The sequence below is a fragment of the Geobacter sp. SVR genome (assembly GCF_016865365.1).
Taxonomy (GTDB): domain Bacteria; phylum Desulfobacterota; class Desulfuromonadia; order Geobacterales; family Pseudopelobacteraceae; genus Pelotalea.
This window is the reverse complement of the sequence record NZ_AP024469.1, coordinates 966,939-988,578: the sequence shown is the minus strand read 5'-3', so window position 1 is coordinate 988,578 and position 21,640 is coordinate 966,939. Positions and strand designations below refer to the sequence as shown.

17 protein-coding genes are annotated in these 21,640 nt (G+C 59.4%); 9 read left to right on the top strand and 8 right to left on the bottom strand.

Translation table 11 applies throughout. The features are described 5' to 3' along the window. Window positions 1-8 precede the first annotated feature (8 nt). Both GSVR_RS04650 and GSVR_RS04645 read right to left on the bottom strand, forming a co-directional pair. The gene (locus GSVR_RS04650; RefSeq protein WP_173196047.1) at window positions 9-746 is read right to left on the bottom strand and encodes a FadR/GntR family transcriptional regulator; all 738 of its coding nucleotides are present in this window, start codon (window positions 744-746) and stop codon (window positions 9-11) included. 123 nt (window positions 747-869) lie between these two features. Next, a complete protein-coding gene (locus GSVR_RS04645) occupies window positions 870-2,822 on the bottom strand; it encodes an L-lactate permease (protein WP_173196049.1) in 1,953 nt (650 codons plus the stop codon). Window positions 2,823-3,176: 354 nt separating this feature from the next. On the opposite strand from GSVR_RS04645, the gene GSVR_RS04640 reads away from it, so the two are divergent. Genes GSVR_RS04640 through GSVR_RS04630 form a run of 3 tightly spaced genes read left to right on the top strand, consistent with a single transcriptional unit; the run spans window position 3,177 to window position 6,707 of the window. Then, complete coding sequence (locus GSVR_RS04640; RefSeq protein WP_239077458.1) at window positions 3,177-3,734, top strand: lactate utilization protein; 558 nt, start codon at window positions 3,177-3,179, stop codon at window positions 3,732-3,734. Beyond that, on the top strand, window positions 3,731-5,866 hold the full coding sequence (gene ldhH, locus GSVR_RS04635) for an L-lactate dehydrogenase (quinone) large subunit LdhH (RefSeq protein WP_173196051.1): 2,136 nt from the start codon (window positions 3,731-3,733) through the stop codon (window positions 5,864-5,866). The genes GSVR_RS04640 and ldhH overlap by 4 nt, the downstream gene beginning before the upstream one ends. Window positions 5,867-5,918: 52 nt before the next feature. Continuing rightward, window positions 5,919-6,707 carry a sulfite exporter TauE/SafE family protein gene (locus tag GSVR_RS04630; protein WP_173196053.1) on the top strand — a complete coding sequence of 263 codons (789 nt, stop codon included), beginning with the start codon at window positions 5,919-5,921 and terminating at the stop codon, window positions 6,705-6,707. 172 nt (window positions 6,708-6,879) lie between these two features. Here GSVR_RS04630 and GSVR_RS04625 read toward each other — a convergent pair whose 3' ends face one another. Next, entirely contained in the window at window positions 6,880-7,278 is a 399-nt protein-coding gene (locus tag GSVR_RS04625; protein WP_173196055.1) for a hypothetical protein, read from the bottom strand. A 455-nt stretch (window positions 7,279-7,733) separates the two neighbouring features. Between GSVR_RS04625 and GSVR_RS04620 the strand changes: the two genes are divergently transcribed. The 4 genes from GSVR_RS04620 to GSVR_RS04605 all read left to right on the top strand — a co-directional run bounded on the left by GSVR_RS04620 (window position 7,734) and on the right by GSVR_RS04605 (window position 12,884). Then, window positions 7,734-9,206, top strand: a complete 1,473-nt coding sequence (locus GSVR_RS04620; RefSeq protein WP_173196058.1) for an ATP-binding protein — start codon at window positions 7,734-7,736, stop codon at window positions 9,204-9,206. Beyond that, window positions 9,149-10,459 carry a tol-pal system YbgF family protein gene (locus GSVR_RS04615; RefSeq protein ID WP_173196060.1) on the top strand — a complete coding sequence of 437 codons (1,311 nt, stop codon included), beginning with the start codon at window positions 9,149-9,151 and terminating at the stop codon, window positions 10,457-10,459. Before GSVR_RS04620 ends, GSVR_RS04615 begins: the two co-directional genes overlap by 58 nt. Window positions 10,460-10,473: 14 nt before the next feature. Next, a complete protein-coding gene (locus GSVR_RS04610) occupies window positions 10,474-11,835 on the top strand; it encodes a sigma-54 dependent transcriptional regulator (protein WP_173196062.1) in 1,362 nt (453 codons plus the stop codon). Window positions 11,836-12,191: 356 nt separating this feature from the next. Then, complete coding sequence (locus tag GSVR_RS04605) at window positions 12,192-12,884, top strand: MgtC/SapB family protein (RefSeq protein WP_173196063.1); 693 nt, start codon at window positions 12,192-12,194, stop codon at window positions 12,882-12,884. A 168-nt stretch (window positions 12,885-13,052) separates the two neighbouring features. Here the strand turns inward: GSVR_RS04605 and prfA are convergent, their stop codons facing one another. The 5 genes from prfA to rho all read right to left on the bottom strand — a co-directional run bounded on the left by prfA (window position 13,053) and on the right by rho (window position 17,861). Beyond that, complete coding sequence (gene prfA, locus GSVR_RS04600) at window positions 13,053-14,120, bottom strand: peptide chain release factor 1 (RefSeq protein WP_173196066.1); 1,068 nt, start codon at window positions 14,118-14,120, stop codon at window positions 13,053-13,055. 263 nt (window positions 14,121-14,383) lie between these two features. After that, a complete protein-coding gene (locus tag GSVR_RS04595) occupies window positions 14,384-15,310 on the bottom strand; it encodes a DUF1385 domain-containing protein (protein WP_173196068.1) in 927 nt (308 codons plus the stop codon). 190 nt (window positions 15,311-15,500) lie between these two features. Further along, on the bottom strand, window positions 15,501-16,193 hold the full coding sequence (thyX, locus tag GSVR_RS04590) for an FAD-dependent thymidylate synthase (protein WP_173196070.1): 693 nt from the start codon (window positions 16,191-16,193) through the stop codon (window positions 15,501-15,503). A gap of 124 nt (window positions 16,194-16,317) precedes the next feature. Continuing rightward, window positions 16,318-16,518, bottom strand: a complete 201-nt coding sequence (gene rpmE / locus GSVR_RS04585; RefSeq protein ID WP_173196072.1) for a 50S ribosomal protein L31 — start codon at window positions 16,516-16,518, stop codon at window positions 16,318-16,320. Window positions 16,519-16,613: 95 nt separating this feature from the next. After that, complete coding sequence (gene rho, locus GSVR_RS04580; RefSeq protein ID WP_173196074.1) at window positions 16,614-17,861, bottom strand: transcription termination factor Rho; 1,248 nt, start codon at window positions 17,859-17,861, stop codon at window positions 16,614-16,616. 832 nt (window positions 17,862-18,693) lie between these two features. Here rho and glyQ point away from each other — a divergent pair. Together glyQ and glyS are read left to right on the top strand one after the other, a co-directional pair. Continuing rightward, on the top strand, window positions 18,694-19,575 hold the full coding sequence (glyQ, locus tag GSVR_RS04575) for a glycine--tRNA ligase subunit alpha (protein ID WP_173196076.1): 882 nt from the start codon (window positions 18,694-18,696) through the stop codon (window positions 19,573-19,575). Next, window positions 19,572-21,635 (top strand): glycine--tRNA ligase subunit beta, encoded by a 2,064-nt coding sequence (gene glyS / locus GSVR_RS04570; RefSeq protein WP_173196078.1) that lies wholly within the window; start codon window positions 19,572-19,574, stop codon window positions 21,633-21,635. Before glyQ ends, glyS begins: the two co-directional genes overlap by 4 nt. The last annotated feature ends 5 nt before the right edge of the window (window positions 21,636-21,640 follow it).

Below are 21,640 nucleotides of genomic sequence, written 5' to 3'. Positions count from 1 at the left end.
AGCGCAGCTTACTGAGAAACAGTCCGGTCAGCGCCGTTCCGGCTGACATAGATACCGCTCCTCTGCTCGGCGAATCCCAGGTGAACCAGCATGGCTGTCCGGGCGGATTCCGGCTGCCGGTCCCGAATGGCCTCGAAAACATCACGATGCTGCCGGTAGAGGGTGCGATGATCGTCAACGGTGAGATAGACCGCCCGCCAGACCCCCCTTTGGAACTGCTGCATGGCATCGAAAATGTTCTGCATCAGGTGCAGCCAGACCACATTGTGGGTTGCCCGCGCAACAGCAATGTGAAAATCGGCATCCAGGTCAAGGGAAGGGGTTTCGGTCGCCAGATTCTCCTCCATCTCGGAAACGATTTTTTCCAGTCGCCTCACATCCTCAGGCAATGCCCGGTCGGCGGCATAGAAGGCGGTACACGCCTCTATGGATTTACGGACCTCGATGACGTCCAGCGCCCTTTCGCGCTCATATTTTATCAACTCCGAAAGAGGACTCCCCGCAGATGCCTCTACCAGCGACCTGACAGTGGTCCCTCCACCCTGATGGGACTCCACCAGCCCCGCAGCGGCCAGAATATTCAAGGCCTCTCTCACCGATGGCCGGGAGACCCCGAAGATCCTGCACAGTTCCCGCTCGGTCGGCAATTTCTCGCCCGGTCCGAAGGCAGCGGTCAGAATCGACGCCCGGATCTGATCGGCGATCTGAACCGTTATCTTCTGGGGCCTGATGGGTTTGAAGGTCATGGCAACCCCGCGGTCGATACAGCAGCGGCAGACGCTTTTTTACGCCTGCCGCGATATGGGAATGTCCAGGGCATGTTCAGCAAAAGAGGGCACCCCGGTCCGGGGTGCCCTCCATTATCCGGGTCAGGGAATCATCCACTGCAGTACGTAGGCCTGCAGGTAAACGATTATACCGACTATGACCGTCAGGAAGAGCGAATGCTTGAGAGTGAAGCGGAACAGCGTGCCCTCTTCGCCCACCATGCCGGTCGCGGCGGTTGCCACTGCCAGCGACTGCGGGGAGATCATCTTGCCCATGACGCCGCCGCTGGTGTTGGCAGCACCGGTCAGAATCGGGCTCAGCCCCAGCTGCTCTGCCGTGGCCTTCTGCAGACCGCCGAAGAGTACGTTGGAGGAGGTGTCGGAACCGGTCAGGAACACGCCCAACCAGCCCAGGAACGGAGCGATCAGCGGGAACCAGTGGCCGGTCTTGGTGAAGATCAGACCCAGGCAGTTGGTCATGCCCGAGGTGTTCATGACGTAAGCCAGGCCGAGCACCGAAGCAACCGTTAAAGCCGGGAAGCGCATGTCGTAAAGGGTCTTGCCCAGGAGGCGGAAGGTATCACCCATGCTGACTCCGCACAACAAGGACGAGATAAAGGCGGCGATCAGGATGGCGGTGCCGGCTGCGGACCAGAAGTTGAACTTGTACTTGGCGCCGATCTTGATCGGCAGCTGGTCAGCAACGGCCTTTTCCAGCGGTTTGAGCTGGTCCTTGCCGACCGCGTTGACCTTCACCAGTTCACCACAAAGCTTCTTGGTCTCAGCCATCTTCTTGGAAACCAGGTCGCAGGACTTGAGGCGCTCGTCGGTCAGGACCGCACCCTTGCCGGCCAGTCCCGTTTCAACCGGCTGGAAGGCCTCTTCCAGCCCTTTCAGTTCCTTGAGCTTGGCGGCCAGCTCCTGCTGCTTGGGATCGGCGGGGGACAGGGTGGCTAACTGCTTGTCGATCTCTTCATTGACCTTGGCGATCTTTTTCAGGCCATCTTCCGGCTTGTTTACCTTCTTGACAATCGCATTGTGCAGACCGGGTACTTCGAACTCGACCGTTTTGGTATCCAGCACCGTCTTGATCGAGGGGATACCCCAGAGAAGTACCATTATCGTCAGGGCCAGGTACGGCGACCAAGCGCGAAAAACTTCTCCGGCCGTGTAATGGTGGGCTGTAGCGGTGCCGGTGCTTTCGGTCTCATGATCGAAGACGTAATTCTCTTTCGGCTGCCAGACCTTGAGGAGCAGTACCAGAGTTATGATCGAAGCCAGCGAAGCGGTAACGTCCGGCAGGTAGGGACCCAGGTAGCTGGCGGTTGCCCATTGGACAACGGCGAAGGTCACCCCGCAGACGATGACTGCCGGCAGGACTTCCATGGTTTTCTTGAAACCGACCATGATCAGGATAACGTAAAAGGGTATGAAGACGGAGATAAAGGGGAGCTGGCGGCCGACCATGGTGGAGAGTTTCATCATGCCGTCGTCGCCGTAGCCCATGACACCGGCCAGCGCCACGACCGGGATCCCGATGGCGCCGAAGGCGACCGGTGCGGTATTGGCCACCAGGCAGACACCGGCTGCGTACAGCGGACGGAAACCGAGACCAGCCAGAGTCGCCCCGGCAATGGCAACCGGGGTACCGAATCCGGCTGCCCCCTCGATAAAGGCTCCGAAACAGAAAGCGATCAGGAGCGCCTGGATACGGCGGTCACCGGTGACGCCGGCCAGAGAGGCCCGGATCACCTCGAATTGGCCACCCTTGACGGTGATGTTATAGAGGAACAGGGTAGTGATGACGATATAGAAGACCGGGAACAGACCGAAAGCCGCACCCTGCACGAATGCCAGACCAGCCAGCTTGGCCGGCATCCCCCATATGGCAATGGCAATGGCGATCGCCGAGGCAACTGCCAGGGGACCGGCCTTGTGGGCCTTCATCTTCAACACGGCCAAACAGACGAAGATGACGACCAGCGGAATTGCGGCCACCAGGGCCGACATCCCGAGACTACCTGCTACGGGGGTGTACGTTTGAATCCAGGGCATGACTCTTCTCCTTTCCACATAAGGGGGGTGAACGTCGCTAACGGGTCCGACGATAGCAAGGCAGTAAAATCGGGTTTTGCAAATTTGCCTTACCAATATCTTAAATACATTTTGACTGTCAAGTGATTTTTTACAACACCGGATAAATACCTGTTGACAAGGAATAAATGAATCGTTTAGCGTAGATGGGCGCCTGGCTTTACAAATTTTAAACCAGTGTATTCTTGCAGTTCAAGGTCCTTGTCTTACAATTCAACCATAAAAACAATAAAACAAGTTTTTCCTCGTATACGAGCATTCGGCAGCGGATCGGCCGAAACCGGATGCGCAGCGCGATCGACAAAAGGAGGCGATATGCTGTTTCAACAGTTCAAAACCAGGGCCGAAGGAGTCGGTGCAGAAGTACACCGCTTCAAGACAAGGGAGGAGGCCCTGGAATTCATCCTCCACTTCCTGCCGTCCGCAGGCGTGGCCGCTGCTCCCGGCTCTTTTGCCGCCTGGGCTGAGGGTCCGTTCCTAGAAGGGCTCGACCGCACCCGGCTCACCTCGTGCGTGCCGGGTCTCCGTTTCGATGTTGATCGCGAACTGGCCGCCGATGCCTTGGTCGGCATCAGCGATATGGACTGGGCCCTGGCCGATACCGGCTCCCTGGTCGCGGATCAGAGCGGCGCCGCCCAGAGGCTGGTCTCCACCCTTGCCACCATCCACATCGCGCTGATCTCCACCGCACGGGTCCTGCCCGACAAGAACGCGCTCTTTACCCGGATCACTCCGGCCACCAGTCGCTACATAGCGTTTATTACCGGCCCGAGCCGTACGGCTGATATCGAGCGGGTGCTGACCATCGGCGTGCACGGCCCCAAGAGACTGGTTATCGTCTGTGCCGACGAAACGGAGGGAGCAGAACAATGAAAAAGGAATTCAAGGAGTCCATCGAGCGGGCTGTCAACGACGCCAACCTGACCGGAGCGCTGGGCAAATTCTCGGAGGCGTACAAGGTCAATCGTGCCAAGGCCTATGAGGGCATCGACTTCGAGGCGTTGCGCACGATCATCGCCGAGCGCAAATCCTTTGCCGCCTCGCACCTGGACCTGATGGCCGATGCCTTTACCCGCAATGCCGAGTCCCTGGGCGCCAAGGTATTCCGGACCACCGACCCGGAAGAGGTCAAGGCCTACATCCTCAAGGTGGCCCGCGAGAACGACGTCAAAACCGTGGTCAAATCCAAGTCCATGGCCAGTGAGGAAATCCACCTCAACGCGTACCTGGAGAAAAACGGGATCACGGTGGGTGAAACCGACCTGGGGGAATGGATCATTCAGCTGGCGGGCCAGAAACCGTCCCACATGGTCATGCCCGCCATTCACATGACCAAGGAGGAGGTTTCCGATCTCTTCAGCAAGGAGGTCAACGAGCGCCTGACCACCGACATCCCGCGCCTGGTGGAGGTGGCCCGCAACGAGCTGCGCTCCAAGTTCCTGGCAGCCGACATGGGCATTACCGGCGCCAACCTGGCCGTAGCCGAAACCGGCAGCATCGTGCTGGTGACCAACGAGGGCAACGCCCGCATGGTGACCACCCTGCCGCGGATTCACATCGCCCTGGTCGGCATCGAAAAGTTCGTGGAGAAATTCGAGGACGTGGCTCCGATCCTGACTGCCCTGCCGCGCAGCGCCACGGCGCAGCTGCTGACCAGCTACGTTTCGATCATCACCGGCCCGGGAGAGAATACCGACGGATTGCCCAAGGACCTGCACATCATCCTGATGGACAACCGTCGCTCCGAAATGGCCGATGACCCCAAGTTCAAGCAGGCCCTGCAATGCATCCGCTGCGGCTCCTGCCTGAATGTCTGCCCGATCTTCCGCCTGGTGGGGGGCCATGTCTTCGGCAGCATCTATACCGGCGGCATCGGCACGATCCTGACTGCCTGGTTCGAGGAGTTGCAGAATTCCGAGGACATCCAGGGGCTCTGCATCCAGTGCGGCAACTGTAAGGAAATCTGCCCCGGCAAGCTGGACATCCCCGAGATGATCATGGAGATCAGGCGCCGGCTGGTGAAGGAACAGGGTGTCCCGCTGATCCAGAAGGCCATCTACGGCGTGGTGAACAACCGCAAGCTCTTCCACGGCATGCTGCGGGCCGCCTCGGTGGCTGCCAAGCCCTTCACATCCGGCAAATTCCTGCGCCACCTGCCACTGTTCCTTTCCGATATGACCGACGGCCGCAGTCTGCCCGCCATCGCCGCGGAACCGTTCCGGGACCGCTTCAACGACATCAAACAGCCCCAATGCGCAGAAAAGGCGGTTTTCTACGCCGGCTGCCTGATCGACTTCGCCTATCCGGAGATGGGTGAGGCGCTGGTGCGGCTGCTCAACAAGGCCGGCATCGAGGTACTCTTTCCGGAGGAGCAGACCTGCTGCGGTGCCCCCGCCCGCTACAGCGGGGCTTACGAGGTAGCCGAGAAAAACGCCATCGACAATATCAAGGCGCTGCTCGGCGTTGATGCCGCATACGTGGTGTCGGCCTGCCCGACCTGCACCGTGGCGCTGGCGCATGAATTCGTCAGCACCTTCGAAAGCCTGGGCCAGACCGAGTGGATGCCCAAGGCCAGGGAGTTGGCTGCCAAAACCATCGATTTTTCGACGCTGGCCAAGCGCCTGGTGGACGAAGGGCGTTTGTCACTGAAGGAGGGGCAGCGGTTGGGCACGCTCACCTATCACGACTCCTGCCACCTCAAACGGACCCTGAATGTGTCAGAGCAGCCGCGGGAATTGCTCGGCAAGGCAGGCTACCAGGTGACCGAGATGTTCGAGTGCGACATGTGCTGCGGCATGGGGGGCTCCTATTCGCTCAAGCTGCCCGAGATCTCGGCCCCGATCCTGAAACGCAAACTGCACAACATCAAGGAGACCGGCGCGCCGCTGGTCGCCATGGACTGCCCCGGCTGTGTGCTGCAGATCAGGGGTGGACTGGACCAGGACGGTGCGGACATCACCGTGCGGCACACGGTGGAACTCCTGGCCGGGCAACTGAAGGATTAGCATGCACACTGCTCGGGATCAGGACTCGGTAGTGCCGGTGGGGAGGCCGTAGATGACGGTGCTGCTCTATCTCGCTACCGGAGCCTGTGCCGGCGTGCTGGCGGGGTTGCTCGGCGTGGGGGGAGGCTTGGTGATCGTGCCGATGCTGACCTTCATCTTCACCTCCCAGGGGCTGCCCACAGCCCATATCCTCCACCTGGCCCTCGGCACATCCCTGGCCAGCATCCTGTTCACCTCGGCGTCCAGCATCAGGGCCCACCACGGGCGCGATGCGGTCAACTGGCAGACGGTGCGGAGGATAACCCCGGGAATACTGATCGGCACCTTGGCCGGGACATGGGTGGCGGCCCAACTTTCCACCGGTTTTCTCAAGGTTTTCTTTGCCGGCTTCCAATACTTCGTGGCCATCCAACTGCTGCTTGACATCAAACCGACCCCTCATCGTCAGTTGCCGGGAGATATGGCGATATTCGGGGTCGGGAGCCTGATCGGCGTGATATCGAGCCTGGTGGGGATCGGCGGTGGCACCATGTCGGTGCCGTTCATGATCTGGTGCAACACCCCCCTGCGCACCGCCATCGGTACATCGGCGGCCATCGGCTTTCCGATCGCATTGGCCGGTGCTGCCGGATATGTGATCAACGGTCTTTCCACTCATCTGCCGGACCATTCACTCGGGTTCGTCCACCTGCCTGCCCTGGCCGGGATCGTAACGGCCAGCATGCTGACCGCCCCTTTCGGAGCCCGGCTCGCCCACAGTCTCCCCATCGGCGGATTGAAGAAGGCGTTCGCCCTGCTGCTCCTGGTCATGGGCACGAAAATGCTGCTGAGCCTGATGTGACCCTCATCCGCCGGAAGTCCGGCGCGGCTCCGGGATATTCCCGCGCAAAAGTGGGGCTGCCAATCGGCAGTCCCTCTTTTGATGCCCGCATATTTCCTCAATCCCGCTCTGCTTATAAAACCGGTCTCGTCAGAAGCCCGGGCGTCCGACTCTCCGGCCGCACTCCCGCCGGCTACCGTAATCCCCCCTCGCCGCAGGATGGCTGGCCGCCGATGGCAAAGGAGAGCCGCGCGAGATGCCGGTTTCGACAGGCACGGTCCACAACCGGAATTCCCTCACGGATATCCACCAGCCCCTGGTCGCAGGCTTCGACAAAACAGGCATGGGCGGCATTCCTGAGTGAATCGAAGATGAAGAGCAGCGTGAGCATGGTGTGATAACCGGCAATTGCGGTGATCTGATAGAGGGGCAGGCCGCAGAGGCAGGCCCCGCCGACGGAAAGGGCTATGAAAGGCAAGCCCGCTGCCAGCGTGTAGCACAGGAGCGTGGCCCTGGCCCTGATCGCCTGGCGGGTGAGTTGCACGTGTTGCCACTGTTCAGGGTCCAGGCAAGAGTGAGTGGACCGGTCCATGATATCCTCCATGGCATGACCTCATACCAGGAAGTATATGCCGGTTGATGGCGAGGGCAAGCAGACGGCGGGCAGCACTCGAATGTGGGCCGATTCAGTCCGCCGCGGCTGCGCATCCTTCGAAGCGCAGCCGGGGCAGCGGCACGGAGAGCCCCGTCCCTGCCGACGTCCCGGCCGGATCGCCCGCTGGGGCCAGAGCGCCAGGCCACGCGGGTCTCTTTACCTCCCTTTCCTTGATCTTTATCTTCAATACTGGTAATGTCGCACCATTCCATGGCACGAAATTGCCAGCGCGTTCGCAACACCCGGTTGACTCCTGCTCCCGCCACCGAGGGCAGGTTTTTTTTGTATCCCTCCAAAGATCGCGAGTCGGCAGATCTGCAATGCCCGGACGACCCACGCGGCCGCAGACAATCCCGCGAGGCCCCAATTCCGCAGGAGAATGAAAACATACCGTGCAGGTACCATTCAGGCTCACAGGCTTCAAGCTTACTATTTTTTCCCGGCTGGTCCTGGGAAACATCGCCGTTCTGGCCATGGCCACCGCAGTGAGTGTTTACGCCATTCTGCAGCTCGGCCACATGAAGGATATCTCCCGCCGCATCATCCAGGTTCATAACGTCCTCATCGACCTCAACAAGGACATGACCGGCGCCCTTTTGTCCGAGACCCGCTATGAAAAGAAGTTTGCTCTCCTGCAGGACGAAACCCTCCATGACGGGTTTCTCGCCTCCCGGGCGGAATTTGAGAAGTATCTGAACGAAGCGCTGACCCTGGCGGACTCGCCTGAGGTGAAGGAGTCCCTGAACCGCGTACGGGAGCTGAACGGGGCCTATGCCGGGCTGTTCGAGAAGGATCTCGCTTCCGCGGAAGCCGGCAGACGACCGTCAAAGCGGCACAACCGGGAAAAAGAGCGGCTGGTGAACGAGGCCATGGCTGAACTCGGCCGGTTGAAGGCATCCAGCCAGCAGAGCATTCTCCGCAAAATAAACGAGCTGGACCGGACAGGAACCAGGGCACGGACCGTTGCCCAGGTGATCACCGGGATTGCCCTTCTTTTCGGCATTGCGCTTTCGATCGTGATCACGCGGAGCATCACGCTGCCGCTTTCCCGCATGAAGAAGAAGACCGGTGAGGTCGCCGGCGGCATACTGAAGGCCGATCTGGATCTGGATCTGGCGGCGCCCCCTGAAATCGCCACCCTGGCCGCTGCTTTCAATAGCATGTGCATGAAGCTCGGGGAGGTGGACCGGATGAAATCCGATTTCTACTCCCTGATGTCACATGAATTGCGGACCCCTCTCACGTCCATCAGGGAGGGAACAAACCTGTTCCTGGAGGGGTTGGGAGGCGACGTAACGGAAAAACAGCGCGAACTGCTGGTCATCATTGCCGAAGAGAGCTCCCGCCTGATCGAACTGGTCAGCAGCCTGCTGGAACTCTCCCGGCTGGAAGCGGGGGTGCTTACCTGCGCCTTTCTGCCTGCAGACCTGCCTGGCCTGGTCATGCGGGCAGTCCGCGAAATAGCTCCGCTCGCCGAGGCCAAAAATATCACGATCGAAAGCCATATTGGCGAAATGCCGGCCGTGTCCATGGATCCGGAAAGGATCTTGCAGGTGCTGAGAAACCTGCTCGGCAACGCGCTCAAGTTTACCCCTCCGGGCGGCACGGTACAGGTGGCCGTCAGCCGGCGGGGGGATGAAATACGCCTCTCCGTGACGGATACGGGGCCGGGGATACCGGAGCAGGAGCTCGGGACGATCTTCGACAAGTACCGTCAGGCGTCGACCACCCGGACTCACGGATTTCAGGGCACCGGTCTGGGACTGGCCATTGTCAGGCATATCGTAGAGGCACATGGAGGAAAAGTTTGGGCAGAAAGCGAAATCAAACGAGGCAGTACCTTCACCTGTGCGTTGCCGGCCTAGTTCTGGCCGTACTGGGGGGATGCGCCACGTTCGCAACGATACTGGCGGAACGTGAGGGGCGCGCCCATCTGGAGCAGGTGCGGCTTCTCACTCGCCAGGGGGATTTCGAGGGGGGCATGCGGGAAAACCGCAGGGTCTTCGAAAACGCCCCCACCTCTCCCCCCGCCGATGCAGCGCTGTTCAGCATGGGCCTGATCTGCGTTGACCGTGCCAATCCGCAGAAGGACTACAAAAAGGCGCTGGGTTTCTTCAAACAGCTTGTGAATGATTTTCCCTACAGCCCTTTTGCGGGGGAGGCCCAGACATGGGCCGGTTTCCTCCAGGACGAAGTATCGGCGGAGCGTGAAGGACGGGCCCACCTCCAGCGGGTTCAGGTCCTGACCCGGCAGGGCGATTTCGAGGGAGCCCTGCGGGAAAACCGGAACGTACTCGAACACTCTCCGCAAACGCCCCCCGCAGATGCAGCGCTGCTCAGCATGGGACTGGTCTACGCCGATTATGCCAATCCGCAGAAGGACTACAAAAAGGCGCTCGAGTATTTCACGCTGCTTCTGACTGATTTCCCCCAAAGCCCGTTCGCGGAAGACGGCCGGATCTGGGACGGCATCCTTCAGAACGAGATCGTGGGACAGGAGGGGCGCGCCCACCTGCAGCGGGTACAGCTCCTGGTAAGCCAGCGGGACTTCGATGGGGCACTGCGGGAAAACCAGAAGATACTTGACCACTCCCGGAAGAGTTCCCCCGGGGACGCGGCACTGTTCAGCATGGGGCTCATCCATGCCCACTTCGCCAACCCGAAGATGGACCACAGGAAAGCCCAAGGCTACTTCACACAGCTCGTGAAGGATTTTCCCGACAGCCCGCTGGCCGAGAGTGCCAGAATCTGGAATGATGTGCTGGAAAACGAGCGATCCGGACTGGAGGCGCGCGCCCACCTGCAGCGGGTGCAATCCTTCATCCGCAAGGAAGACTTTGAAGGCGCCCTGCGGGAGAGCCAGAAAGTTCTGGCCCTTTCACCCAAAAGCCCGCTGGGGGATGAGGCGCTGTTCACCATGGGGCTGGTCCATGTCCACTTTGCCAATCCCAAGATGGACTACAAGAAGGCTCTGAGCTACTTCGTGCGGCTGAAGAAGGAGTTCCCGGGCAGCCCGTTTGCGGAAGAGGCGAAAATCTGGATCAATGTCCTCGAAACAATGGAAAAGGCAGCGCGGGTCGATATGGAAATCGACGAGAAAAAGAAACAGTTGAGATAGGTAGGTGGAGCCGGATGTCACGTGGAAAACTCCTGGCGGTCGACGACGACCGCAATCTCCTGAAAATCATCACCATGCGGCTGGAGTCCCTGGACTACGAGGTGACGCCTGCCCGCAACGAAAGTGAAGCCCGGCAGGCAATAGCGTCACAGGCCTTCGATCTGGCGGTCGTCGACCTGCAACTGGAACAGCAGGACGGCATAACGCTGATGGAGGAACTCCATGTCACCTGCCCGGGCATGGCAGTCATCATCCTTACGGCATTCGGCAGCATCGAGAACGCGGTGGAGGCGATGCAGCGCGGCGCCTTCAGCTACCTGACAAAGCCCTTCGACGCCCGTGAACTGGGGCTGCATGTCGAACGCGCGCTGGAAAACCGGCGGCTGACCACCGAAGTCAAGCGGCTGAAAGGACTGCTGGCGGAACGGTACGATTTTGCCAATGTGGTGGCGCGCAGCGAATCAATGCGCAGGGTGCTGGAGGTGGTCACCCAGATCGCCGAGAGCGACTCCACCGTCTACATTCACGGTGAAAGCGGCACCGGCAAAGAGGTCATCGCCCGCGCCGTCCATCTTGCGAGCGGAAGAAAAGACCGTCCTTTCGTGGCCATAAACTGTGCAGCCCTGCCGGAGACCCTGTTGGAGAGCGAACTGTTCGGCCACGAAAAAGGGGCCTTCACCGGGGCGATCCGCACTTCGAAAGGCTTGTTTGCCCAGGCCCATGGCGGAACGATCCTTTTGGACGAGATCGGGGACATGCCTCTCTCGATTCAGGCCAAGTTCCTGCGGGTCCTCCAGGAGCGGCAGTTCTATCCCGTGGGAAGCGACCGTCCCCTCGAGGTGGATGTGCGTGTCATCGTTGCCACCAACAAGAATCTGGAGGAGCTGGTGCGCCAGTCCCTGTTCCGCGAGGACCTTTACTACCGGATCCATGTCATCCCGATCACGCTGCCCCCCCTGAGGGAGCGGACCGAAGACATCTCCCTCCTGGCGGAAACTTTTCTGAAAAAATTCGGCCGTAGCATGAAGAAACGGGTGAAAGGGTTCTCCCCCGCGGCCATGCAGCGCCTCATGCTCCACGACTGGCCCGGAAACGTGCGGGAGCTGGAGAACACCATCGAATATGCGGTAGCCATGGCCACGCAGGAGGTCATCAATGAAGGGCTCATTCTTCCTGCAAAAAACGGAGAGGTGCGGGAACCTCTGAAACCGCTCAAAGAGGCCAAGGATGGCTTTGAAAGCAGTTATCTTGTGCGCCTGCTCGAACTGACAGGGGGGAATATCAGCCGTGCCGCTGCCCTGGCCGGGAAGTACCGGGCCGACTTCTACACCCTGCTCAAAAAACACCGTCTGGACCCGGCTGACTTCAAGCGCTAGGCACTCGCCCTTCCCTGCCCTGCTGCATGTAAAACCATACAGTGATCCAACCTTCCACTTCAGCGCAGGTTTTTCCGCCATGTCTGCCTCTGACGGGGAGCCTCTGCAGGAAAAACCCTTCACCCCGCACCAATTTCTTACCAAATCCCCGCATCTGCCAGGTAAACCACGGTTCCGAGCATCCGTAGCGGGCATCCCTGTGAGGCTTCCCCCAGCAATGGCCAGATTCCTGCCCGCCGCATCGAAGGCAGGAGTTCTCTTTCAGGACCCCATCCCGGGCGAAGCATGTCAACGTTGAAAAAACGGGTGTAATCGTGTAACGATGGCAACCGTACAGGGGGAAACGGGAGAGAACAATGGATACCGATATCGTGAACATGCTGATACATCTGCTGGTCGCCATGGCGGCCGGCGGACTGATCGGCCTTGAGAGGAGCTACCACGGCCGCCCGGCAGGTTTCCGCACCCATACGATCGTCTGCATGGCATCGAGCCTGTTGATGCTGGTCACCATCTACCAGCACAAGTGGTTTCCGGGGGGGAGCAGCGAAACGGTGCGCATCGACCCGACGCGGCTTGCCCAGGGTATCATGACCGGTATCGGTTTTCTCGGTGCCGGGGTAATCATGCGGGAAAGGGCTGCTGTCCGGGGCCTGACAACGGCGGCATCGATATGGGCCACCTCTGCGATAGGCATCCTTGCCGGTGTGGGCATGTATTCGGTGGTATTCATGGCAACCGCGCTGACAATCGGCGCCCTCTGGCTGTTCCGGCTCGGGGAGGCACACATGCCCGCCCAGGTGTACGCCCATCACATCATCCGCTTTCATCGCTCGAACATGCCCGACGAATCGGAACTTCGGCAGCGTATAGAATCCCACGGTTTTTCCGTTGCGCATCTGTCGTACCGACTGACCGACGATGGCAGTATTTTCGAATACAGCATGAACATCAGAACCGATGCGAGAACGAAACTGGAACAGCTGGCCAAGGCCCATCTCCAGGAAGGAAACGTCCTTGAATTCTCCATAACCCCCATCGGAGATTGATGTCGCACACCTGAAACGAGAGTTGTCTTCCCGCACAGCCTCGACGAGCGACGGAAGGGGCAGGTCACCAGGAAAAAACCACCGTCACCCGCTGTACGCCAAGGAATAAAAAAACGGGCATGCCGATTTTCAGGCATGCCCGTTCCGATTACTCCCGAAGAGGACGATTTATGCCCCTTCGCTTTGCGCCTTCAGCGCCTCCATTTGGTAGTGGGTGCGGAGTGCCTCGGTGATTTCGTTGATATCCCCGGCCATGATCGAATCCAGGCGGTAGAGCGTCAGCCCGATGCGGTGATCGGTCATGCGCCCCTGGGGGAAGTTGTAGGTGCGGATGCGCTCGCTGCGGTCGCCGCTGCCGACCTGCTGCTTGCGGTCTGCCGCCAGCTTGGCGTTTTGGTCCTGCAGGATGGTGTCCATGATGCGGGTCTTCAGGACCTTCATGGCCTTGGCGCGGTTCTTGATCTGGCTGCGCTCTTCCTGGCAGGCCACCACCGTGCCGGTCGGGATATGCGTGATGCGCACCGCCGAGTCGGTGGTGTTGACGTGCTGGCCGCCGGCACCGGATGAGCGGTAGACATCGATCTTCAAGTCAGCCGGATTGATGTCGATCTCGACATCCTCTGCCTCGGCCATGATCGCCACGGTGCAGGCGCTGGTGTGGATGCGTCCCTGGGCCTCGGTCTCGGGAACACGCTGTACGCGATGGGTGCCGGACTCGTACTTCAGTTTGGCGAAGACCCCCTCCCCTTCCACAGAGGCGATGATCTCTTTGAAGCCCCCCCGCTCCGACTCGGAGGCGGAGATCGTCTCGACCCTCCAGCGGTTGGTATCGGCATAACGGGAGTACATGCGGAACAGGTCCCCCGCGAACAGCGCCGACTCGTCGCCGCCGGTACCGGCACGGATCTCGAGGATGACGCTCCTGTTGTCGTTGGGGTCTTTGGGAAGCAGCAGCACCTGGATATCCGCCTCCAGCGCTTCGCGTTCCGCCTCCAGATTCTTCAGCTCCTCCTCGGCCATCTCCTTCATGTCCGCGTCACCTAAAAGCTCCCGGTTTTCCTCGATCTCGGCCAGCACCTTGCGCCAGCGGCGATAGGCGGCCACCAGCTCGGACAGGTCGTTATGCTCGCGGGACAGCTTGCGGAATTCGGGCTGGTTGGAGATTACTGCCGGGTCGGACAACAGCGCCTCCAGCTCCTGGTAGCGCCGTTCAAGTTCTTCAATCCTGTCAAACATCACATAACCTCAACTACAAAAATAATTACCACAGAGGGCACAGAGAAGATCCAAAAAGAAGTTTTCAAGGCGCGGATTTTCTTGTCTGGGCAAGGCTATCGAGGGGCGGTGCCCCCCCCCTTCGTCCGACCCTACCAAATCAGATTGCTCAAAAATAGTCAGATCGTCGCACCCGCAGAAAGCCCCGCGGAGGCGTAGCAGCGCTACGCCGCACAAAAGGGCTTTCGAGGACGGCGGCGAGATGGCTGTTTTTCAGAAATCTCCTAAACTACGAGACGGTCATCGGCGTATCCGGCGTTTACCTCCAGCGCCTCGTCCAGCGAGCGGATAGCCACTTCCAGTTGGCTGTCGTCCGGCTCGCCGGTGGTCAGGCGCTGCAGGGCCAGACCGGGGGTGATGATCATCCTGACCAGCGGATGGTTGTCGTGCTTGGCGCTCCATTTCAGGAACTCATAGGAGATGCCGGCGATCAGCGGCAGCAGCACCACGCGCGAGCCGGCCTTGAGGTAGAATGGCCACAGCTTTGGAATCAAGGAGAAGACCGCAATGCTGACCAGCATGACAATCAGGAGAAAACTGGTGCCGCAGCGCGGGTGCAGGCGGCTGTAGCGCCGTACGTTGTCCACGGTCAGTTCCTCGCCCGCCTCGTAGGCGAAGATGGACTTGTGTTCTGCTCCGTGATACTGGAACACCCTCTTGATATCGCTCATGCGGGAGATGCTCCAGATGTAGATCAGAAACACCACCACCCGGATGATGCCGTCCACCAGGTTGAAAGCGATATTGTTGTCGCTGATCAGCGACAGCTGCGTCAGCCACTTGGTCGCATAGAGAGGCAGCACGAAAAACAGCCCGATGCCGAAACCGAAGGCCACCGCCATGGTGCCGGCCATGGCCCAGGAGGATAGTTCTTCCTTCTCCTTCTCCCCCTGCTTTTCCTCCTCCGTCATGGCCTCGTTGGCAGAGAAATTGAGTGCCTTGATGCCGATCACCAGGGACTGGATCAAAGCAACGGCGCCGCGGATGATGGGAAGCTTGACGATCGGGTAGCGCTCCGAAAGGGGCACCACCAGCTCTTTTTTAACCACGATTTCACCGTTCGGGCGGCGGACGGCAATTGCCACTGAACGCGGGGCCCGCATCATCACACCTTCAATTACCGCCTGCCCCCCAACGTTGATCTTTTCCATAGTACCTTTCGCTTGAGTCAACGATATGAACTTCTGCCACAGTGGACGCAGAGAAAAATCAGAAGCGGCCCCACGTCTTTGAAATTTACACTCCACTCAAAAGATCGGGAATGGTTCACCGCGTTCTCATTGCGTGGGGTTATTCAGACGGGTTTTCTCCGTGTCTCGGTGTCAGATGTCAAACACTCCATCATTCCAGATCCCTGAAGTAGTCCCGTATTTCCTGGGTCTGGCCGCAGCAGAACTGCCCCTCGGGACATGGTCCCCCCACACAGCCGGGGCCCGCCTCGCGAAAAATGACCGGAGCCACCTTCTTGACCAGGCGCAGCATCTCCACGCTCATTTCGCGAATCTCCCACTGAGCCCGCTGACAGCAGCGCAGAGCGAAGAAATGCAGCAGCTCACGGGCATTCATGGTCATGATGATCTTTGTTTCCGTGGCATTGGGAAGGATGTAACGGGCGTCTTCCGGCGGAATGCCAAGATCGACCAGTTGGGCATAGGCCTTGTGCACCGTCTCGGACATGAAGGCGAAAATCTGGCGCGCCTCGATATTCTCGGCGATGGTGTCGGGCATGATCGAGGTGAACTCTTCCTTGTGGGACACATAGCGCTGGGACTGCTGGGAGAATGATGCGATCCGGTGCCGCACCAGCTGATGCGTCGTCACCCGGGAGATACCTTCGATGCCGAAGGTGAAGGAGGCATGCTCCAGAACCGAGTGATGCCCAAGAGACATGATCTTGTCGAGAAACGATTCGATATCGGCCGATTCGAGCCGTTCGCGTAACGCGCCGATCGAGGAGGGAGAGTAGCAAAGTCGCGCCGCCAGGGCGACCGCCTTCTCCGGCTCGGGGGTGTATTGAAGAAGTTCAACGTTCATGACGTCACTGTCCACCTGTGGTGAAATGCAGGACCCGACTCCGGGCAAAAATGGGTTCACCGCATATGAAAAAGGGATTTTGTCTGAAGACAAAACCCCCCTTTGTCGATGAACCAAGGACAGGCTACATTTGGCCGTAGCGCTTCTTGAACCGCTCGACGCGGCCGGCAGTGTCGACCAGCTTCTGCTTGCCGGTGAAGAACGGGTGGCAGGCCGAGCAGATTTCGGTGTTGATTTCCTTGCGGGTCGAACGGGTCTGGAACGAGTTGCCGCACAGGCATTTCACGGTCACTTCGTTGTACAGGGGGTGAATTCCTTCTTTCATTTTCTTCCTCCTCTTATCTCGCCGCCAGTGAGCGAATGGTACTGCGGGAATTGTTTATACTATCGATTGCATCCTGTTTTTGCAACTGTATTTTTCTATTTGGACATGGCGTCCAGAAATTCCTGATTGGTCTTGGTTTCGGAAAGCTTGTCCAGCAGGAACTCCATGCTGTCGACCACGTTCATGGGGTGGAGCACCTTGCGCAGGATCCAGATCCGGTTGAGGGAGGTCTTGTCGATCAGCAGCTCTTCCTTGCGGGTACCCGACTTATTGATGTCGATGGCCGGGAAGGTACGCTTCTCGATCAGCTTGCGGTCCAGGTGCAGCTCCATGTTGCCGGTGCCCTTGAACTCCTCGAAGATCACGTCGTCCATCTTGCTGCCGGTGTCCACCAGGGCAGTAGCGATAATGGTCAGGGAGCCCCCCTCTTCGATGTTGCGGGCAGCGCCGAAAAAGCGTTTGGGCTTGTGCAGGGCATTGGAGTCGACCCCGCCGGAAAGAATCTTGCCGGAGGGGGGGATGACGGTGTTGTAGGCCCGCGCCAGACGGGTGATGGAATCCAGCAGGATCACTACATCGCGTTTGTGCTCAACCAGGCGTTTGGCCTTTTCGATGACCATTTCGGCCACCTGCACGTGGCGCGTGGCCGGCTCGTCGAACGTCGAGGAAACCACCTCGCCCCTGACCGAACGCTGCATGTCGGTAACCTCTTCGGGGCGTTCGTCGATCAGGAGCACGATCAGATAAACCTCGGGATGGTTGGTAGCGATGGAGTTGGCGATGTTCTGGATCAGCATGGTTTTGCCGGTCCGGGGCGGGGCAACGATCAGGCCGCGCTGCCCTTTGCCGATCGGGGCCACCAGCTCCACCACGCGCATCGGCATGTTGTCAGGGGCAGTTTCCAGCTTGAGTTTTTCATCGGGATACAACGGAGTGAGGTTGTCGAAGAGGATCTTGTCGCGGGCGACCTCAGGGGGTTCAAAGTTGACCGACTCCACCTTGAGCAGCGCAAAGTAGCGTTCCCCTTCCTTGGGGGGGCGGATCTGACCTGAAACGGTATCGCCGGTACGCAGGTTGAAGCGCCGGATCTGGCTGGGAGAAACGTAGATATCGTCAGGACCCGGCAGATAGTTGTAATCGGTGGCCCTCAGAAAACCGAAACCATCTTGCAACGTTTCCAGCACCCCTTCGCCGTAGATCATGCCGTTCTGTTCGGTCTGGGCGTTCAGGATCGCGAAGATCAGGTCCTGCTTGCGCAGGCTGGATGCTCCCTCGATACTGAGATCACGTGCGATGGTGTTGAGTTCGTTGATCTTCTTGCCCTTCAGTTCCTGTAGGTTCATCGTTTCTCCTGCATGTTCGATGGACATGCGTCATGCGGCTGCAAAAATGGATTGGACATGGTGTGATTTTTGAGAATTGGTGCTACGGGCGTATTGATACATGACCTCAAAGCGGAAAAGGAGAGTGCCCTGGCAGGAGACTTCCTACATTATTTCACGTCTGAATAGAGTCGGAGATTCGTCAACAAATGCGAAGGTTGTCTGGGGTCGTTATTAACTTGGGTTCGTGCACCGAGGTTACTGAAACGTTATCCTTAATTTCTCGGGCTTGTCAACATATAAATAACACAAAATGGAGGAAAGTAAATAATCGATCCCCCACCCCGGAACCATTCGCACGTGGCGACGCCGCACTGCCGGAGTGCCTTCGGGACAGTGACCGGAACAACGGCAGGTATGCAGCACATCGGGCCAGGAGCCTCCGCGGCGGCAGTCCATGCCGGGAAAACCGCCGACCGAACCGCTGTACTTCCCGTGGGGAGCTGGGGAAGCGTCGGGTGATGTGCCTTGACCGCACCCTGAAGGTGAATATATGTGTTCAGCCACACGCCAGCTCTACTCTGCCATCCATCACCACCGTGAGCGCACCGGTCTTCACGGCAGCGGCGTCAGGTAGCACTCCGGCGCCTGCAGAACGAACAGCATCTATAGGTATTCCTGCATGCCTCCGACACTCCGGTCGTGCTGCCGACGCTCTCGATTCCTTCTGGGAGCGGCATACTGAATGCTCTTGATACGGAAAACCGCTCCATATCTAGCTTCTTGACCGCACTGCGTGGAGCTGGTATTCTAATTTTCTTTTGTGTGCAATCCCCCTTCGGAGGACTTCATTGTGACATTTCAGGACCTTATCCTCTCGCTGCAGGGCTATTGGGCAAAGCAGGGATGCGTCATCCAGCAGCCCTACGACACCGAGAAGGGCGCCGGCACCTTCAATCCCGCCACATTCCTGCGTGTGCTCGGCCCCGAGCCATGGAACGTGGCCTACGTGGAACCTTCCCGCCGGCCGACCGACGGCCGCTACGGGGAGAATCCCAACCGTCTGCAGCATTACTACCAGTTCCAGGTGATCATGAAGCCGTCGCCCCTGAACATCCTGGACCTGTACCTCGATTCGCTGCGCTCCTTCGGCCTCGATCCGAACAAGCACGACATCCGTTTTGTCGAGGATGACTGGGAGTCGCCGACCCTGGGCGCCTGGGGGCTGGGTTGGGAGGTATGGCTGGACGGCATGGAGATCACCCAGTTCACCTATTTCCAGCAGGCCGGCGGCATCGACCTGAAGCCGGTGGCCGGTGAGATCACCTACGGCTGCGAACGCATTGCCATGTATCTGCAGGGGGTGGACAACGTCTATGATCTGGAATGGGTCAAGGGGGTAAAATACGGCGACATCCATCACCAGACCGAGGTGGAGTTTTCAACCTATAACTTCGAGGAGGCCAATGTGCCCCTGCTGCTGGAGTCGTTTACCAATTTCGAACGGGAGTGCATCCGTCTCGCCGAAAAGGGCCTGGTTTTTCCGGCCTACGATTTCGTCATGAAATGCTCCCACACCTTCAACCTCCTGGATGCCCGCGGCGCCATCTCGGTCACCGAGCGGGCCTCTTACATCGGCCGGGTGCGCAACGTGGCAAAGATCTGCGCCGAGGCTTATGTGCAGCAACGTGAACGGCTGGGATATCCGCTGCTGAAAGGGGGCGTCGAGCGATGAGCGCCAAAGAACTGTTTCTCGAAATCGGCAGCGAGGAGATTCCCGCCGGGTTCATCCCGCGCGCCATGGCCGAAATGGAGGCCATCATCACCCGCGAACTGACCAATGCCAGGCTCTCCTTCGAAGAGGTCAAAAGCCTGGGGGCACCACGCCGCCTGGCTCTGGTGGTGCGAGGTCTGCCGGATGTGCAGCCCGACGCGGAGATAACCGCCACCGGTCCATCCCGGAAGGCAGCTTACGACGCCGACGGCAAGCCGACCAAGGCTGCCGAGGGCTTTGCCCGCGGCCAGGGTGTCGACGTCTCCGAACTGAAAATCATCACCACCGAAAAGGGCGAGTACCTGTCGGTCACTAAACAGGAAAATGGCCGGCCGACGCACCTGATCCTGGCAGAAATCCTGCCGAAACTGATCGCTGAGATCCCCTTCAGAAAATCCATGCGCTGGGGTAATCTGGACGTTCGCTTCGCCCGGCCGATCCACTGGATCGTAGCCCTGTTCGATGGCAGCGTGGTGCCGTTTTCATTCGGCACCATCCAGAGCGGCGCCGTGTCCCGTGGTCACCGCTTCATGGCCAACACCCCTTTCCCGGTCCGTGACTATGCCCATTACCTGGAGGAATGCGAACGCCACTTTGTGATCCCCGACCCGGAGCGGCGCAAGGAGATCATCCGCCGCGAAACCCACCGGGTGGCGGAAGCATCCGGCGGAAGGCTGCTCCCGGATGAGGGGCTCCTGGAAGAGGTCACTTATCTGGCCGAATACCCGAGCGCCGTGGCCGGCACCTTTTCTGCCGAGTTCCTCAAGGTGCCCAAAGAGGTGCTGATCACCTCAATGCGCAGCCACCAGCGTTATTTTTCGATCGTCGATGCCGGCGGCAAACTGCTGCCCGGCTTTATCACCGTCAACAACACCCTCACCGAAGACCCCTCCGTGGTGGTAAAGGGCAATGAACGCGTGCTGCGCGCCAGACTTTCCGATGCCCGCTTCTTCTTTGAAGAGGATCAGAAGGTGAAGCTGGCCACCCGCGTGGAGGCGCTGAAATCGGTGGTCTATCAGCAGAAGCTCGGCACCTCTTATGAGAAGATGGAGCGGTTCCGGGGATTGGCCGAGGATCTGGCCAACGATCTCAACGGTGCCGTCAAGGCACAGGCCAGCGAGGCCGCTTATCTGTGCAAGGCCGATCTGGTGTCCGGTATGGTGGGGGAATTCCCCGAGGTGCAGGGAATCATGGGACGTGAATATGCCCTGCTGGAAGGAATCGATCCGGCCGTTGCCAACGCCATTGCCGAACATTACATGCCGACCCAGGCCGGCGGTGAACTGCCGGCGTCGGACATCGGCGCATTTGTTTCCATTGCCGACAAGCTGGACAGCATCTGTGGCTGCTTCTGCGTCGGGCTGATCCCCACCGGCTCGGCCGACCCCTATGCCCTGCGCCGTGCCGCCCTCGGCATCATCAACATCATTCTCGACAAGGGATATCGCCTGTCCCTGTCCGCTTACGTCGACAAGGCCCTCACGTCTCTGGCCCCCCGTATGACCCGTCCCTACGAGGCGGTACAGGGGGACATCATGGAGTTCTTCCGGGGCCGTTTCGTCAACCTGCTTGCCGAACAGCACCCGGCTGATGCGGTGGATGCCGCCGTGGCCGCCGGTTTCGACGACCTGGTGGATGTGGCGGCACGCATCGCTGCACTGTCCGAGTTCAAGGCACATCCCGATTTCGATCCGCTGACGGTGGCCTTCAAACGGATCGGCAACATTATCAAGGAGGGCCTGGATGCACCGGTCGATCCGGCCCTGTTCCAGGATCCGGCCGAGGGGGATCTGTATAAAGCCGCCATGGCGGTAAAGGCCTCCACAGAAGGATTGATCTCATCCGGCGCCTGGCTGGATGCCCTGGTGGAAATCGCCACCCTGCGTGGCCCGGTGGATCATTTCTTCGACAAAGTCATGGTCATGGCGGAAGATCCGCGCGTACGCGAAAATCGCCTGGCTCTCCTGACCGCAATCGCCCGCATGTTCGGTAAAATCTCTGATTTTTCGAGGATTGCCTAGACGCA